At 73.6% G+C, this 16,520-nt stretch carries 9 protein-coding genes; 3 read left to right on the top strand and 6 right to left on the bottom strand.

Going from position 1 to position 16,520, the window contains the following annotated elements; all coding sequences use genetic code 11:
- Positions 1–90 precede the first annotated feature (90 nt).
- Positions 91–5,931 carry a WD40 domain-containing protein gene (locus tag ABTW95_RS14590; protein WP_500226498.1) on the top strand — a complete coding sequence of 1,947 codons (5,841 nt, stop codon included), beginning with the start codon at positions 91–93 and terminating at the stop codon, positions 5,929–5,931.
- A gap of 10 nt (positions 5,932–5,941) precedes the next feature.
- On the opposite strand, the gene coaE is transcribed toward ABTW95_RS14590, so the two are convergent.
- The 6 genes from coaE to polA all read right to left on the bottom strand — a co-directional run bounded on the left by coaE (position 5,942) and on the right by polA (position 15,109).
- Positions 5,942–6,556 (bottom strand): dephospho-CoA kinase, encoded by a 615-nt coding sequence (coaE, locus tag ABTW95_RS14585; protein ID WP_500226497.1) that lies wholly within the window; start codon positions 6,554–6,556, stop codon positions 5,942–5,944.
- Positions 6,557–6,572: 16 nt separating this feature from the next.
- Positions 6,573–7,064 carry a GNAT family N-acetyltransferase gene (locus tag ABTW95_RS14580; protein WP_500226496.1) on the bottom strand — a complete coding sequence of 164 codons (492 nt, stop codon included), beginning with the start codon at positions 7,062–7,064 and terminating at the stop codon, positions 6,573–6,575.
- A 37-nt stretch (positions 7,065–7,101) separates the two neighbouring features.
- Entirely contained in the window at positions 7,102–9,066 is a 1,965-nt protein-coding gene (locus tag ABTW95_RS14575; RefSeq protein ID WP_500226495.1) for an endonuclease/exonuclease/phosphatase family protein, read from the bottom strand.
- Positions 9,067–9,247: 181 nt separating this feature from the next.
- A complete protein-coding gene (gene rpsA, locus ABTW95_RS14570; RefSeq protein ID WP_500226494.1) occupies positions 9,248–10,726 on the bottom strand; it encodes a 30S ribosomal protein S1 in 1,479 nt (492 codons plus the stop codon).
- 237 nt (positions 10,727–10,963) lie between these two features.
- Positions 10,964–12,055, bottom strand: coding sequence for a polysaccharide deacetylase family protein (locus ABTW95_RS14565; RefSeq protein ID WP_396445731.1), 1,092 nt, complete (start codon positions 12,053–12,055; stop codon positions 10,964–10,966).
- 363 nt (positions 12,056–12,418) lie between these two features.
- The gene (gene polA, locus ABTW95_RS14560) at positions 12,419–15,109 is read right to left on the bottom strand and encodes a DNA polymerase I (RefSeq protein ID WP_500226493.1); all 2,691 of its coding nucleotides are present in this window, start codon (positions 15,107–15,109) and stop codon (positions 12,419–12,421) included.
- Between the two features lie 138 nt (positions 15,110–15,247).
- Between polA and ABTW95_RS14555 the strand changes: the two genes are divergently transcribed.
- Both ABTW95_RS14555 and ABTW95_RS14550 read left to right on the top strand, forming a co-directional pair.
- The gene (locus tag ABTW95_RS14555) at positions 15,248–15,604 is read left to right on the top strand and encodes a PaaI family thioesterase (protein ID WP_396445834.1); all 357 of its coding nucleotides are present in this window, start codon (positions 15,248–15,250) and stop codon (positions 15,602–15,604) included.
- A gap of 290 nt (positions 15,605–15,894) precedes the next feature.
- A complete protein-coding gene (locus tag ABTW95_RS14550) occupies positions 15,895–16,476 on the top strand; it encodes a DUF4352 domain-containing protein (protein WP_500226492.1) in 582 nt (193 codons plus the stop codon).
- Positions 16,477–16,520 lie beyond the last annotated feature (44 nt).

Below are 16,520 nucleotides of genomic sequence, written 5' to 3'. Positions count from 1 at the left end.
CGCCATGATCTCACGACCCGCCCGCCCGCCAAGATCGAAAAACGTCCCCGGGACCCTGTTCCGCGCGGCCCGCCGCGCGATACTGGCGGCATGACACCCCCCGGCCGCACAGCACAGGAGCGCCCCACCGACTTCTTCATCAGCTACTCCCCCGCCGACGAGCGGTGGGCGTCCTGGATCGCGTGGCAGCTGGAGGCCGCCGGGCACCGGACGATGATGCAGGCGTGGGACTTCGTGCCGGGGACCAACTTCATCGACTTCATGGACCGGGGCCTGTCGGAGGCCAAGGCCGTGGTGGCGGTCCTGTCGCGCAACTACCTGCGCTCCCGGTACGGGCGGCTGGAGTGGATGGCGGCGCTGCGGGCCGACCCCGACGACCCGGCCCGCAAGCTCGTCACGGTCCGGATCGAGGACTGCCCCATCGACGGGCTGCTGTCCACGATCACCTACGTGGACCTCGTGGGGATCGACGACCCGGACGAGGCGCGCGGGCTGCTGATGCGGCGCATCCGGGAGGCCCTCGCCGGCCACGCGCGGCCCCTGGACGGCCCCGTGTTCCCCGGCGGCGGCCCCTCCGCACCGGCCTCCGCACCGGACGGCGGCGGCGTCCTGCCGGGGCGTCTGGAAGCGCCTGACGGGCCGCAGGGGCCGGTCGGGGAGCGGCCGGCGCGCCGGGCGCCCGTGGCCGCGCCCGCGTTCCCGGCGGCGGGCTCCGGGCCCGAGCCGCGCGAGCACGTCAGCGTCCTGCACGTCTCGGGCCCCCGGTTCGGCCGGACGCTCGCCGAGCCGGGCGAGCCGACCACCGCCACCGAGCTGCAGGACCGCATCTGGAGCGACGTGACGCGGCTGGCCGACTCCGGCGTGCCCCGCCCGGACCTGCTGGTCGTCACCGGCAACATCACCCACTCGGGCAGCCGCAAGGAGTTCGCCGAGGCGCTGTCGTTCCTGACCGGCCTGCGGGCGCTGCTCGGCCTGGAGGCGCAGCGCGTGGTGGTCGTGCCGGGCACCCACGACGTCACCCGCGCGGCGTGCCGGGCGTACTTCGCCGGCTGCGAGGCCGACGACATCGAGCCGCAGCCGCCGTACTGGCCGAAATGGCGGCACTACGCGGGCCTGTTCAGAGAGTTCTACCAGGGCATCGACGCGCTGATCTTCGACAGCGCGCAGCCGTGGACGCTGTTCCCCGTCCCGGACCTGCGGGTCGTGGTCGCCGGCCTCAACTCGACGCTGCCGCAGACGCACCGCGAGGAGGACCGCTACGGGCAGGTGGGCCGCGCGCAGGCCGCCTGGTTCAACGAGCGGCTCCGCCATTTCGAGGACGAGGGCTGGCTCCGCCTCGCCGCGGTGGAGCACACCCCCATCGCCGGGGAGCCGGGCGCCCTGCGCGATCCGGAGACCGTGGAGATGCTGCTCGGCGGCCACGTCAACGTGTTCTTCCAGGGGACGGAGTCGGAGTTCGGCGCCGTCCCGCTGCTCGGCGGCCGGGGCGTCCCGGCCGTCCCCGCGCTCGGCCCGGGGCGCCACCAGATCGTCGTGCTGCGCCGGGACGGCCTGGAGCGCTGGATCCCCGAGGACGCCGAGCGGCGCGGCCCCGAGCGGCTCGACCGGCCCTGGCCGGGCACCGCGGGAACGTTCCCGGCGCCCCGCGCGGAGGCGCCGCCCGCCCCGCCCGCACCGGAGATCGGCCCCGCCCCGGACGGCGCCGCCGAGCCCGTCCCCGACCCGGCGGCACGGCTGCTCGACCGGCTCACCGAGGCGTGCGAGACGCGGTTCGAGCGGGCGACGATCCGGCGGATCGTCCCGGCCCCGCGCGAGGACGGCCGCGCCGACCCGCCGCACCTGCTGCTCACCCACCTGGAGGACGGGTTCGTCCGGCAGTACCGCATCGGCGCCCACGTCGGGCAGGTCACCGAGGCGGACGTCGACGCGTTCGTCCGGCAGGTCCACGCCGACGGCACCGACCACGGGTCGGAGCTGGTGTTCGTGGGGCCGCCGCCCGCCCGGTCCCTGCGCGAGGACGCGCTGCGGCGCGGCGTCCGGGTGCGCAGCCTCACCGAGTTCCAGGGCCTGCTCGACCTGTCGGAGTACGTGGCGGCGCAGACGCGGCGGCTGTCCGCCGACGGGCAGTACCCCCCGTCGCTGTACGTCCCGCAGCGGTTCCGGGAGCTCGACCGGTTCCAGGCGCCGGGCGAGGGCGCGGCGCCGGCCGGGACCGTCCGCGAGGACGCCGTCGGCGAGATGCTGCGGCTGCTGGCCGCCGACCACGGCCGGTTCGTGCTGCTGCTGGGCGACTTCGGGCGCGGCAAGACGTTCGCGCTGCGCGAGCTGGCCCGCCGCATCCCCGAGGAGCTGCCGCACGTCGTGCCGATCCTCATCGAGCTGCGGGCGCTGGACAAGGCGCACTCGGTGGACGGCCTGGTCGCCGCGCACCTCGCCAACCACGGCGAGGAGCTGATCGACCTCAAGGCGTTCCACTACATGCTCCGCCAGGGCCGCATCGTGCTGCTGTTCGACGGGTTCGACGAGCTGGTCACCCGGATGACCTACGACCAGGCCGCCGACCACCTCGACACGCTGCTGCAGGCCGCCCAGGACAAGGCCAAGATCGTGGTGGCGAGCCGGACGCAGCACTTCAAGTCGCAGGCGCAGGTGCTGACGGCCCTCGGCGAGCGGGTCGGCGTGCTGCCGCACCGGCGCGTCCTCGGCCTGGAGGAGTTCGCGCCCCCGCAGGTCCGCTCCTACCTGGTGAACCGGTACGGGGACGAGGACGCCGCCGAGGCGCGCCTGTCCCTGCTCGCCGGGATCGAGGAGCTGCTCGCCCTCACCGCCAACCCGCGGATGCTGTCGTTCATCGCCGACCTGCCCGAGGACCGGCTGCGCGCGGTCGCGCGGGCCCGCCGCACCCTGTCGCCCGCCGACCTGTACCAGGAGATCCTGTCGGCCTGGCTCGCCTACGAGGCCGACCGGGTCGGCGGCTCCGGCGGGCCGCCGGGGCTGAAGGCCGACGACATGTGGCGGGCCGTCGGCACGCTCGCGCTGCGGCTCTGGGAGGGCGACGACCAGTTCCTCAGCCTCGCGGAACTGGCCGACGTCGCCGACACCCTCACCGGCCTCGCCGGCGGCCGGATGTCGCCGCACCAGTTGACGCACGCCGTCGGCGCCGGGAGCCTGCTCGTCCGCACCGACGACGGGCTGTTCGGGTTCATCCACACGTCGGTGATGGAGTGGCTCGTCGCGCGGCACATCGCGGACGAGTTCGCGCGCGGCGCGACGCCGGCGGCGCTCGGCCGCCGCACGCTGAGCCGGCTCAGCGTCGACTTCCTGTGCGACCTCGCCGACACGCGCGCCTGCCAGGACTGGGCGGCCGGCGTCCTCGCCGACCCCGGCGCCGACGACGTCTCCCGCGCCAACGCGATCCGCGTCACGACCCGGCTGCGCACCCCGGCCCGCACCGATCTGCGCGGGGCGCGCCTCCAGGGCGAGGACCTGTCCTACCGCGATCTGCAGGAGGTCGACCTCACCGGCGCCGACCTCACCGACGCGCAGCTCGTCGGCGCGAACCTGTCCGGGGCGGTCCTGCGGGACGCGTCGCTGGCCGGGGCGCGGCTGGACGAGGCGCGCCTCACCGGGGCCGACCTGCGCGGCGCCGACCTGTCCCGGGCGCGGCTCGCCCGCGCCGACCTGCGCGACGCCGCCGTCGGCGGCGGCCGCTGGACCCGCGCGGCCCTCATCGACGCGGTGCTCCCCGACCGGATCGCCGCCGCGCCCGAACTCCGCGAGGCCGCGATCGCGCCCGGCCGCCCCGTCGAGATCCAGATCGCGCCGCCCGCGGTCGGCGTCCCCTACGGGTTCCACTTCGCGACCAGCCGCCTCCCGCAGCCGCTCGCCTACAGCCCCGGCGGGTCCGTGGTGGCCGTGGGCAGCGAGGACGGCGGCGTCCTCGTGTGCGACGCCGTCACGGGCACTCCCCTGCGGACGCTCCAGGGCCACACCGACCGCGCCTACGCGGTCGCGTTCGACTCCGGCGGCAACCTGCTGGCGAGCGGCTCGGCGGACGGCACCGTCCGGGTGTGGGACCTCGCCACCGGGCACGCGGCGCACGTCCTCGCCGTCCACCCCGAAGGCGTGTGGCCGGTCGTGCTGGGCGGCCGCGCCCCATCGGGCGGCGACCTCCTCGCGGCGGGCGCCGCGGACGGCGCGATCCGCGTCTGGGACACCGCCTCCGGCGCCCTCCTGCACGAGCTGTCCGGGCACACCGCGCCCGTCTACACCGCGGTGTTCGACACCGCCGGCTCCCTCATGGTCACCGGCGACGCGGGCGGCACGCTGCGCGTCTGGGACCTCGCCGCGGGCGCGCTGCGGCGGGAGCTGACCGGCCACCGGGGCGCGGTGTTCCGCGCCGTCTTCCACCCGGACGGCTCCGTCCTCGCCGCCGGGGACGAGGCCGGCGTCGTCCGGCTCTGGGACATCCGCACCGGCGAGATCGAGCAGGAGCTGCTCGGCCACACCGGGCGCGTCTACGCGATCGCGTTCCACCCCGGCGGGGACCTCCTCGTCACCGGCGACACCGACGGCTCGGTCCGCATCTGGGCGGACGGCGCGCGGCGCAGCGTCCTGTCCGGCCACGAGGGCGGCATCTACCAGGCGCTGTTCAGCCCGGACGGCGGCCGCCTCGTCACCGCCGACAGCGCCGGGTCGGTCCGGCTGTGGGATCCGCGGACCGGGCGGCAGCGGCTCGAACTCGCCGGGCACCGCGGCGCGGTGTGGCCGGTCGCGTTCCGCCCCGACGGCGCGCAGCTCGCCACCAGCAGCAACGACGGCACCGCGCGGCTGTGGGACGCCGAGACCGGGCAGTGCCGCGTCGTCCTGCGCGGCCACGGCCGCCGCGTCACCGGGGTCGCGTTCAGCCCGGACGGCGGGATGCTCGCCTCCAGCGGCAACGACGGCCTCGTCCGGCTCTGGGAGCCGCGCACCGGCCGGATGATCCGCGAGCTGCGCGGCGTCGCCGACAACCTGACCTCCGTCGCGTTCAACACGCGCGACTCCCAGCTCGCGACCGCCACGAACGACGGCGGCGTCCACCTGTGGCAGGCCGGGACGGGGACCTTCGAGCGGGAGCTGAACGTCGAGACCGACCACGTGTGGGCGCAGGCGTTCGCGCCCGCCGGGGACGTCCTCGCCACCGCCAACGACGACGACTCGGTCCGCCTCTGGTACTGGACGACCGGCCGGGAGACCGTCAACCTCGCCGACCACCGCGGCCGCGTCCGCTCCATCGACTTCCAGCCGGGCGGCGCGCTCCTCGCCACCGGCTGCGACGACGGCCTCGTCCGCCTCTGGCACCCCCGCACCGGCGAACTCAAGGCCGCCATGCGGGGCCACACCGACCGCGTGTACCGGGTGGTGTTCTCACCCTCCGGGGAGACCCTCGCCAGCGCGAGCAACGACGGCACCGTCCGACTGTGGGATCCGTCCACCGGGCAGGCGCTCCACACCCTCACCGCCCACACCGGCCGCCTGTGGACGACGGCGTTCCACCCGTCCGGGGAGATGCTCGCCAGCGCGGGCGACGACATGGTGGTCCGGCTCTGGAACCCCTCCGACGGGCGTCTCCTGCACACCCTCACCGGCCACACCCGGCGGATCTGGTCGGCGGAGTTCAGCCCCGACGGCACCCTCCTCGCCACGGCCGGCGACGACGGCGCCATCATCCTCTGGGACGTCGCGGACCGCGACGCCCCCGCGCGCCGCGCCACCCTCCTCGGCCTCGCCGAGGGCTGGGCCGCCCTCGCGCCGGACGGCCGCTACAAGTTCGAGGGCGACGCCACCGCCGAATTCTGGTACGCGATCGGCATGTGCCGCTTCGAACCGGGCGAGCTGGACCCCTACCTCCAGGAGGTCCGCCGCCTCCCACTCGACGCCCCGTTCTAGGACGCCCGTCCTAGGAATCGGGGTCCTGGGAGGCGGCGCGGCGGGTGAGGGCCTCCCAGAGGTCGTCCACCTGGGCCTTCAGGTCGTCCAGGGTGCCGGAGTTGTCGATCACGTGGGTGGCGACGGCCAGGCGTTCCTCGCGGGACGCCTGGTTGGCCATACGGGCGCGGGCGTCCTCCTCGGACATGCCGCGGCGGGACGTGAGCCGTTCGAGCTGCGTCTCCTCGGGGGCGTCCACGACCACGACCTCGTCGTACATGGGGGCCAGGCCGTTCTCCGCCAGCAGGGGGACGTCGTAGACGACGACGGCGCCGGACGGGGCCGCGTCCATCAGTTCCTGCATGCGCTCGCCGACGAGGGGGTGGACGATCGCGTTCAGCGCGGCGAGGCGGTCGGGGTCGGCGAACACGATCCTGCCGAGCTTCTCCCGGTCGAGGGCGCCGGACGGCAGCAGGACGTCCGCGCCGAACTCCGCCACGACGGCGGCGTGGCCGGGGGTGCCCGGCTCGACGACCTCCCGGGCGATCTCGTCGGCGTCGATGACCACCGCGCCGCGCTCGCCCAGCAGCGCGGACACCTCGCTCTTGCCCGACCCGATTCCGCCGGTGAGTCCCACTTTCAGCACGGGCTCACCCTAGTGGCTACCCCGTTTCGGCAGGGACGAGGGGTTTGCGCATGTGCACGAGGGTGAGGTGCGCGGCGACGCGTTCGCGGTGCGTCTCGGAGTAGCCGAGGCGGCGGTACAGGCGCAGGTTGGACTCGCTGAGGTGGCCGGTGAACAGCACGCAGGCGTCGACCCGGCCGGCGACCTCGGCCTCCAGGGCGGCGAGGAGGCGCCGCCCGATGCCGCGTCCCTGCAGGTCGGGGACGACCACGAGCCGCCCCACCAGGCACGTGTGGTCGCTGAACTGGGCGCGGACCGCGCCGACGAGGCGGCCGCCGAGGACGGCCTTCAGCACGACCGCGTCCGTCTCCAGGACCTTGCGCAGCTGCTCGGCCGACTCGACCAGGGGCGGCAGGAACGGGTCGCCGTACAGCTGCGCCTCCGCGACGTAGGCGGCGCGCTGGACGGTCAGCAGCTCCCCGGCGTCGCCGGGGACCGCCCGCTCGATCACGACCGCCTCTGCGCTCATGGGGACGACCTTAGCGGCGGACGGCCGCCCGGTCCGGTCACCGCTCGATCCGGACGGTCACCGCGACCGGGTAGTGGTCGGAGGCGTCCGACTTCGGCACCTCGTAGTCGGTGACGAGGATGCCGTCCGACCCGAAGATCCAGTCGTGGACGGCGCCGTCCGGCCGGGTCGGGTACGCCTCGCCGCCGAGGGCGGTGCTGCGCAGGTCGGTGCCGTCGGTCATCGCGGCCAGCTCGGGGCTGCCGGCGTCGGCGTTGAAGTCGCCGCCGATCAGCGTGCGGGGCGCGCCGCCCCAGGCGCGCAGCAGCGCGCTGATCTCCCGGGAGCGCTCCGCGGCCTGGTCGTCGCCGCCCTCCAGGTGCGTCGACCACACGTCCATCGTGGTCTTGCCGACGGCGAGCCGCGCCCACACGTAGCCGCGGATCTGCGACCAGTCGCCGCGCGGCATGCGGCCCGTCCCGGAGCTGCGCACCGGCAGCGACGTCAGGATCGCGTTGCCGAACTGCCCGTCGGCGGCCGGGCCCCAGATCAGCTTCATGCCGAGGCGCCGCGACAGCCACACGCCGACGTCGGCGGTGCCGGACGTCAGCGCCCCGCGCCCGGCCTCCTGGAGCAGCACGACCTGGGCCCGCTGGCCCTCGATGACGCGGGCGATGCCCTCCGGGTCGAGCTGCCCGGACTGGTCGACCGCGTCGTGGATGTTGTAGCTGAGCACCCGCACCTCCCCGGCGGCGGCCGCGGGCTGCGCCTCGCCGGACGGCGCGGCCACGGTGAACACCAGCGTGCCGGCGAGCAGCACGAGGGCGGCGGCGCCCGCGGTGAGCGCGCGCAGCGGGGCGCGGGCGGGCAGCGGGCCGCCGCGGGCCGCGGCGAACGCGGCGAGCGCGCCGAGCAGGATGCCGGCGAGGCCGGGCAGCAGGTTGTTCGGGAACGGCAGCGGCGACACCGCGCTGACCTGGTACGGGATCAGGATCCCGGCGAGGAGCAGGCCGCCGAGCGCGGCGCCGGCGTCGATCCGCCAGACCGGCCCGCCGCTGCCGGCGCGGCGCAGCGGCGCGCGGACCGCCACGGCCAGCAGCCACGCCGCCGCCACCTGGCCGGCGATCACGACGGGGACGACCTCGATGCCGGAGACCGCGTACGTCCCGGCGACGGCGCCCGCGCCGACCCCGAGGAGCGTGCCGCCGAGGACGCAGACCCCGCCCGGCACGGCCCGCACGGCGAGTCCGGAGGCGAGGAACGCGAGCGCGAGCCCCTGCCCGATGACGATCGTGACGTGCGCGCCGGTCAGCGACTGCCACCCGGACGACGCGACGAACGCGGGGCTGGACAGCACGAGGATCTGCAGGGCGAGGAACGGCCCGAGCGCCGCGGCGCCCAGCGCGTCCCGCCAGGACACGCCCGGCGCGGCGACCGGCCCGGACGCCAGCTCGCGGTAGAGGGCGGCGGCGCCGGCGCCGACGAACGCCAGGCACGCCAGCCACGGGCCGGGCCCGTCCCGCCAGACGGGGTCCCAGGTGGCGAAGCACATCCGCACCGCGGTGTCGATCGCGAGGCCGGCGACCGCCGCGGTGGCGAAGCCCACGCCGGACAGGCCGCGGGCGCCCTCGTACAGCGCCGCGAGCGCGATCATGCCGATGGCGGTGCCGGCGAACGCCAGCCAGGTGCGCGGGTCGATGGCCTGCGCGAGCAGCCGGACCGCGAACAGCCCGCCGGCGCCGGCGAGCAGCAGCCCGCGCGGCCCGGCGGCGCGGCGGATGAGCGGGGCGAGGAGCCCGGCGAGGTAGATGACGAGCAGGCCGGCCGCGGCCACCGCGATGCCGGCCTTGTCGGCGAAGTGGTCGAGCTGCGGCAGGGAGAACCGCAGCGTCTGCGCGAGCACCGCGACCGTGACGGCGATCAGGGCGAGTCGGGCTGGGCCCTGCGGGACGATCGAGGGGCCGGTCGCGGCGGGGCCGCCGGGCCTGGCGCCGACGGCGGCGCCGGTTTCTGTGCTGGCCAATTGAACGAGTGCTCCCGGGGGACGAGCGGACCTTCGGGGTGCGGTGACGCGTCGGGGACGCGGGTCTCCCCCGCCATGGTGGCGCAACCGAAGCACGGCCGGAGGCCGATCTTGAAGATCGTTCTCCGGCCGTGCTCGTGTTGTTCGTCACCGGCGGGCGGGCCGCCGGAGGAGGGTGCGGCTACTGGCCGCCGGAGAGCTTCTCCCGCAGCGCGGCGAGCGCCTCGTCGGTGGCGAGCGCACCGCCGCCGGACTCGCTCTCGCCGCCGCCGGAGTAGGAGGTCTCGCCGCCGCCGCCCGCGGGCGCGGTGTCGGCCTCCGCCTCGGCCTTGCGGGCCTCCTCGATCTGCCGGCGGTGGGCGTCGAAGCGGGCGCGGGCCTCGGCGTACTGCCGCTCCCAGGTCTCGCGCTGCTCGTCGAAGCCCTCCAGCCACTCGCCGGTCTCGGCGTCGAAGCCCTCGGGGTACTTGTAGTTGCCCTGCTCGTCGTACTCGGCGGGCATGCCGTACAGGGTCGGGTCGAAGTCCTCCTCGTCGATCCCGACGGCGCCCTCGTTGGCCTGCTTCAGCGACAGGCTGATGCGGCGCCGGTCGAGGTCGATGTCGATGATCTTGACGAAGATCTCGTCGCCGACCTGGACGACCTGCTCGGGGATCTCCACGTGCCGCTCGGCCAGCTCGGAGATGTGCACCAGGCCCTCGATGCCCTCCTCGACCCGGACGAACGCGCCGAACGGCACCAGCTTGGTGACGCGGCCCGGCACGACCTGGCCGATCTGGTGGGTGCGGGCGAACTGCTGCCAGGGGTCTTCCTGGGTGGCCTTGAGCGACAGGGAGACGCGCTCGCGCTCCATGTCGACGTCCAGGACCTCGACCGTGACCTCCTGGCCGACCTCGACGACCTCGGACGGGTGGTCGATGTGCTTCCAGGACAGCTCGGAGACGTGCACGAGGCCGTCGACGCCGCCGAGGTCGACGAACGCGCCGAAGTTGACGATCGAGGACACGACGCCCTTGCGGACCTGGCCCTTCTGCAGGGTGTTGAGGAAGGTCTGGCGGACCTCGCTCTGCGTCTGCTCCAGCCAGGCGCGGCGGGACAGGACCACGTTGTTGCGGTTCTTGTCCAGCTCGATGATCTTGGCCTCGAGCTCGCGGCCCACGTAGGGCTGCAGGTCGCGGACGCGGCGCATCTCGACCAGCGACGCGGGCAGGAAGCCGCGCAGGCCGATGTCGAGGATGAGGCCGCCCTTGACGACCTCGATGACCGTGCCGGTGACGATGCCGTCCTCGTCCTTGATCTTCTCGATCGTGCCCCAGGCGCGCTCGTACTGGGCGCGCTTCTTGGACAGGATCAGACGGCCTTCCTTGTCCTCCTTCTGGAGGACGAGGGCCTCGACGTGGTCTCCGACGGTGACGACCTCGTTGGGGTCGACGTCGTGCTTGATGGAGAGCTCGCGCGAGGGGATGACGCCCTCGGTCTTGTAGCCGATGTCGAGGAGGACCTCGTCACGATCGACCTTGACGACAGTGCCCTCGACAATGTCGCCGTCGTTGAAGTACTTGATGGTCTCGTCGATCGCCGCAAGGAAGGCTTCCTGCGACCCGATGTCGTTGACCGCTACCTGCGGGGTGGTCGAGGTGGCCTCGGTGCTGCTCGTCATGTGTCGGCTGGCTCCGGTACGGACATGGAAGTCGTATGGGTTGTGCGCGGAGGGCCTTTATCCGCCCTGCCGAAGACCGGAATGGGACGCGGGTCGTGCCGCGTCAGTGAACCGAACCGTTGTCGCCGACCTGACCGAGCGCGAGCCTGCTCCGTCCGAAGCGCGCGCAGGCCCACAGCGCAGCGATCAGGATATGGGACCGATCTCGCGGGGTCAATCCGCCCGGGGCGGCGATGATCAGTAAGTCCGCGCACGGTCCCGGTACTCCTTGGCGAGCCGGTCTTCGGCGGCCTTCGGAAACGTGACGGTGTTCGGGTCCCCGTCAGATGTGTACCGCTCATCCGGGTGCTTGTCCAGATAGTCGAGCCACGCGGTCGAGCAGTACTTCTTGCAGTCGTTCTCCTTGATCTTACCCTCGGAGCGGATCCGGTCGATCTTCCACCGGTCGAAGTCGTCGTCGAACGGCGACAGCGCCGGACGCCAGCCGGCGAGGAACATCCCCTGGAAGGAGTACCGGCCGCCGTCCTTCTCCGCCCACGCGGCCTTCTTCGGCACGGACCCGAACGGGTAGGCGAACGTGGTGGTGTGCGTCCCGGTGAGCTGGACGATCTCGTCCTCCATGCCGCCGATCTCCTTGCGCACCCCCTTTTCGGACATGCCGGCCAGGCTCGGGTGCGTCATCGTGTGGTTGCCGATCTCGAACCCGTGCTGCTGCAGCCACTTCAGCCCGGCCGCGGCCTGCACGTCGTCCATCCCGAACAGGTCCTTGTTCAAGTAGAACGTGGCCACCGGCCGGAACCCCGGGTTCTCCCGCGCGACCTGCTCGATGATCGCCACGGCGGTGTCGGGCTTCGGGTTTCCCTGCGCGTCGAGGGCGAAGTGCCCCGGCGTGCTGTCGTCGAACGTGAGCACCACCGGGTGCCTGCCCGCCGGGACGGCGAACCGGCCGCCGGTGAACTCGGCCGCCGTGATCGGGTAGTAGCCGTCCTTCGCGAGCCGCGTCAGCTCGTCGTACAGCTCCTTGGTCGAGCGGTCCAGCGACAGCTCGGGCTTCTTCAGGATCCGGTGGTACATCAGCACCGGCACCTGGCCCAGCTCGTTCGCCTTGGCCGCGACCGCCGCGGGCGCCGCCGCGGGGATCGGCGCGGACGCCGACGCGGACGGCGACGCCGTCCCCGATGCCGAGGCCGCGGGCGTCGCGCCCGCCTTCGCGGCCTGCGCCGCGGGCGCCGCCCCGGGGGCCGCCCGGGACGCGGCCCCGGCCCGCTCGGCCGAGCTCCCCCCGTCCCGCCCGCGCCGCTCGCCCGGCAGCGTCAGCCCGAGGACCACGGCGCAGACGATCACAACTCCAGCGATCTTGTGAAGGAGAGGCACGATACCCCCGCCGGTAGACCCGAACAGGACCAGGGGGACAGCGTACGACCCCCCGGACATCTAGGACACCTACCGCCGTACCCGCAAGATCCCCACGCACCACCCCCGGCCCGTCCCGCATCCGCCCAAATGTGCATTGCCGTTCTTATGACAACAAGGCAGCGGCCGAGACCCGCCTCGGACCCGCCCCTTACCGCGCCATAGAACGCCCTCGCCCGCACCTCGCAAGCCGCAGCGAGCCACCGGGCATGACGGAGTTGCCGCCGCTCCGTGTCCGTCGGCTCTGCAGGGCGGGTCGGCTCTGCGGGGCGGGGGCGGCTAGTGCGCCGCTTCCTGCCAGGTTCGGCCGGTGCCCATGGAGACGCTCAGCGGGGCGCGCAGCTCGTAGGCGCCGGCCATCTCGGTCCTGACCAGCGTCTTCAAGGTGTCGAGTTCGCCGGGGGCCACTTCGAAGACGAGCTCGTCGTGGACCTGGAGGAGCATGCGGGACGTGAGGCCGGCCTCGCGGAGGGCCCGGTCGACGTTGAGGCTGGCGACCTTGATGATGTCGGCTGCGGAGCCCTGGATGGGGGCGTTGAGGGCCATGCGCTCGGCCATCTCGCGGCGCTGCCGGTTGTCGGAGTTCAGGTCGGGCAGGTAGCGGCGGCGGCCGAGGATGGTCTGGGTGTAGCCGTCCTGGCGGGCCTTGGCGACGACGTCGCGCAGGTAGTCGCGGACGCCGCCGAACTGCTCGAAGTACTCCTCCATGAGGCCGCGCGCCTCGTCCGGGGAGATGCGCAGCTGCTGGGAGAGGCCGTAGGCGGACAGGCCGTAGGCGAGCCCGTAGTTCATCGCCTTGATGCGGGCGCGGAGCTCGGAGTCGATCTGCTCGGGCGGCAGGCCGAAGACGCGGGACGCGGTGATGGTGTGGAAGTCGGCGCCGGAGCCGAACGCCTCCAGGAGCGCCTCGTCCTCGGAGAGGTGCGCCATGATGCGCAGCTCGATCTGCGAGTAGTCGGCGGTGAGCAGGGACTCGTAGCCCTCGCCGACGACGAACGCCTCCCGGATCTGCCGCCCCTCGGCGGTGCGGATCGGGATGTTCTGCAGGTTCGGGTCGGTCGAGGAGAGCCGGCCGGTCGCGGCGATCATCTGGTTGAACGTGGTGTGGATGCGGCCGGCGTCGTCGAGCATCGGGATGAGCGAGTCGACGATGCTCTTGAGCTTGGCGACCTCGCGCCAGCGCAGGATGTGCTCCAGGACGGGGTGTCCGTCCTTCTCCAGGAGGGTCGTCAGCGCCTCGGAGTCGGTCGTGTAGCCGGTCTTGGTGCGCTTGGTCTTGGGGAGGTTCAGCTCGTCGAACAGGACCTGCTGGACCTGCTTGGGCGACCCGAGGTTGAAGTCGTGGCCGACGGCGTTGTGGGCCAGCTGCTCCTGCTCCTTGACCTGGCCGCCCAGGGACGCCGACAGGTGCGCCAGGTGGTCGGCGTCCACGGCGATGCCCGCGCGCTCCATGTCCGCCAGGACGCCGACGAGCGGCAGCTCCACCTCGTGCAGGAGGCGGGTGGCGCCGCGCTTCTCCAGGTCCTGGTCGAGGACGTCGGCCAGCTCGGTGACGGCGCGCGCCCGGACCGCGAGGGCCTCGGCCGCCTCCTCCTCGCCGGAGCCGTCCAGGGTGAGCTGGCCCGAGTCCTCGGCCTCGCTGCGCAGCTCGCGGTGCAGGTAGCGCAGGACGAGGTCGGCGAGGTCGAACGTCCGCTGCCCGGGGAGCGCGAGGTACGCGGCGAGCGCGGTGTCGCTGGTGACGCCCTCCAGCCGCATGCCGCGCGCGGCGAACGCCAGCATCGGGCCCTTGGCCTCGTGGATCGCCTTGGGGCGCGCCGGGTCGGCGAGGTAGGCGGCGAGGGCGCGCTCGTCGTCCTCGATCAGCTCGGCCGGGTCGAGGTGGACGGCCGGCCCCTTCTTGGACGCGAGGGCCAGCGCGGTGATCTCGCCGGTGCCGCGCCCCCACGTGCCGGTGACGGCGATGCCGAGCCGCTCGCCGGCGTTCGCCTCCAGCCAGGTGCCGAGCGCGCCGGGTTCGAGGGCGTCGAGCTCGACCTCGAAGCCCTCGTCGGCCTCCGGCTCGGCCGCCGACAGCGACGCGTACAGGCGCTCGCGCAGGACGCGGAACTGCAGCGAGTCGAACAGGGTGTGGATCTCCTCGCGGTCCCACTGGCCCATGGTCAGCTGCGGCGGCGCCAGATCCAGGGGGACCTCGGTGTCGAGCTTGTTGATCTGGTGGTTGCGCAGCACGCCGGCGAGGTGCTCGCGCAGGCTGTCGCCGGCCTTGCCCTTGATCTCGTCGACGCGGGCGACGAGGGTGTCGAGGTCGCCGTACTTGGCGAGCCACTTCGCGGCGGTCTTCGGGCCGACGCCGGGCACGCCCGGCAGGTTGTCGCTGCTCTCCCCGACCAGCGCGGCCAGCTCGCGGTACCGCTCGGGCGGGACGCCGTACTTGGCCTCGACGGCGGCCGGGTCCATCCGGGCGAGCTCGGACACGCCGCGCACCGGGTACAGGATGGTGACGTGCTCGTTGACGAGCTGGAACGCGTCCCGGTCGCCGGTGACGATCAGGGTCTCCATGCCCGCCTCGGCGGCCTGGACGGACAGCGTGGCGATGATGTCGTCGGCCTCGTACCCGGCGACCGACAGCCGCGGGATGCGCAGCGCGTCCAGCACCTCGAAGATCAGGCTGACCTGGCTGCGGAACTCGTCGGGGGTCTTCTGCCGCCCCGCCTTGTACTCCACGTACTGCTCGTGCCGGAACGTCGGCTCCGACCGGTCGAACGCCACCGCGATGTGGGACGGCTGCTCGTCGCGCAGCACGTTGATGAGCATCGAGGTGAAGCCGTACACGGCGTTGGTCGGCTGCCCGTCGGTGGTGGAGAAGTTCTCCACCGGCAGCGCGAAGAACGCCCGGTAGGCCAGGGAGTGCCCGTCGAGCAGGAGGAGCCGGTCACGCTTGTCAGGGGTCGCTGGTGTCGTCGCCACACCAGGACTCTAGTCTGCGCGTACGACAGTTGTGTGGAGGCGTAAGTGACTGACACCAGCGGGATGTCCCCGCAGGATGTGGCCGCGAAGCTCAGCTCCGGCGGGGACTTCGACGGGCACGGCGACCTGGCCAAGGCCATGGGCGTGGAGTACCTGGAGGTCTCGGCCGAGCGCGTCGTGGGCCGCATGCCGGTCAAGGGCAACACCCAGCCGTACGGGCTGCTGCACGGCGGCGCGTCCTGCGTCCTCGCCGAGACCCTCGGCTCCGCCGGCTCGGCGATGCACGCCGGCCCGGGGCGGATCGCCGTCGGCATCGAGATCAACGCCACCCACCACCGGTCGGCGACCGAGGGGTACGTCACGGGCGTGGCGACCCGCGCGCACGGCGGGCGCACCCTCGCCACCTACGACATCGTCATCACCGACGACCGGGACCGGCGGGTCTGCACCGCCCGGCTCACCTGCATGCTGCGGGACGCCCCGTCCGGCGCCTGACCGCCGGCGGCCGCGGGCCGCGATGCGCACTTTCTTTGCGATGCGCGCCCGGGGGTCTGTAGCGTGGACGGGAACGGCCCGGGATCACCGAGTAGACAACGTACGCGCCCGGGGAAGGCTCGTACGGCCCCAAAGGTGATCCCGGGTCAACGCATGTCCGGGGGCGGTCCGCCGCCCGCACCGTCGCAGGGCCGCTCGACACCGGCGTAGGTCCGTCACCGGTTGCAGTTGGGTTGCGAAACGAAATCGGCCGGTTCATCCCGTCGCCGATCGGCCGTACGTTCCGGATCATGCGCCACCGTGACACGCGCACCCGTCCGTCCACCGTCCTGTCCGCCGTCCCGGCCGTCGCCGCCGCCCTCGCCGCGGCGCTCGCGCCGGCGGCCTGCTCCGGCCCGGCCTCGGGCGGCCGCCACGCGGCCGCCACCTACACGATCCCCGCCGAGAAGGCCCGCGAGGGCGAGGCCGTCCTCCACGGCAAGACCGGGCAGAGCGCCGACTTGCGCTTCACCGTGATCGGCTTCAGCGACGCCATGACCGACGTCATGGGCACCCACGCCGCGATGGACGCCAAGGGCGCCTTCACCCGCGTCCGGATCCTCGCCGTCAACACCGGCCGCGACATCCAGGTCTTCGACACCTGGAAGCAGCGGCTCGTCACCGCCGACGGCCGGACGCACTCCCCCGACGTCAACGCCACCATGATCAAGCGCCAGCCCGAGCGGCTCTCCGTCGGATCGTTCATGCGCGTCGAGTTCGACCTGTGGTTCGACATACCGCGCGGCGCGAAGACGAAGGCGATCAGGCTCTACGGCTCCCCGCCCGTCGGCTCCACCGGCGACCCGGCCCCCGCCGAGATCGCGCTCCCCTGAACGCACCGGCCCTGAACGCACCGGCCCGGACACGGCGGCGCCCG

Source organism: Spirillospora sp. NPDC127506 (assembly GCF_040302145.1).
In the GTDB taxonomy this organism is placed as follows: domain Bacteria; phylum Actinomycetota; class Actinomycetes; order Streptosporangiales; family Streptosporangiaceae; genus Spirillospora.
This window is presented reverse-complemented; position numbering and strand designations above follow the sequence as displayed.

Coding starts and splice junctions, on each gene's coding strand:
- ABTW95_RS14580 (WP_500226496.1), bottom strand. CDS start 7,064: ATGAGCGCAGAGGCGGTCGTGATCGAGCGGGCGGTCCCCGGCGACGCC.
- ABTW95_RS14555 (WP_396445834.1), top strand. CDS start 15,248: ATGGGCGTGGAGTACCTGGAGGTCTCGGCCGAGCGCGTCGTGGGCCGC.
- ABTW95_RS14550 (WP_500226492.1), top strand. CDS start 15,895: ATGCGCCACCGTGACACGCGCACCCGTCCGTCCACCGTCCTGTCCGCC.
- rpsA (WP_500226494.1), bottom strand. CDS start 10,726: ATGACGAGCAGCACCGAGGCCACCTCGACCACCCCGCAGGTAGCGGTC.
- ABTW95_RS14590 (WP_500226498.1), top strand. CDS start 91: ATGACACCCCCCGGCCGCACAGCACAGGAGCGCCCCACCGACTTCTTC.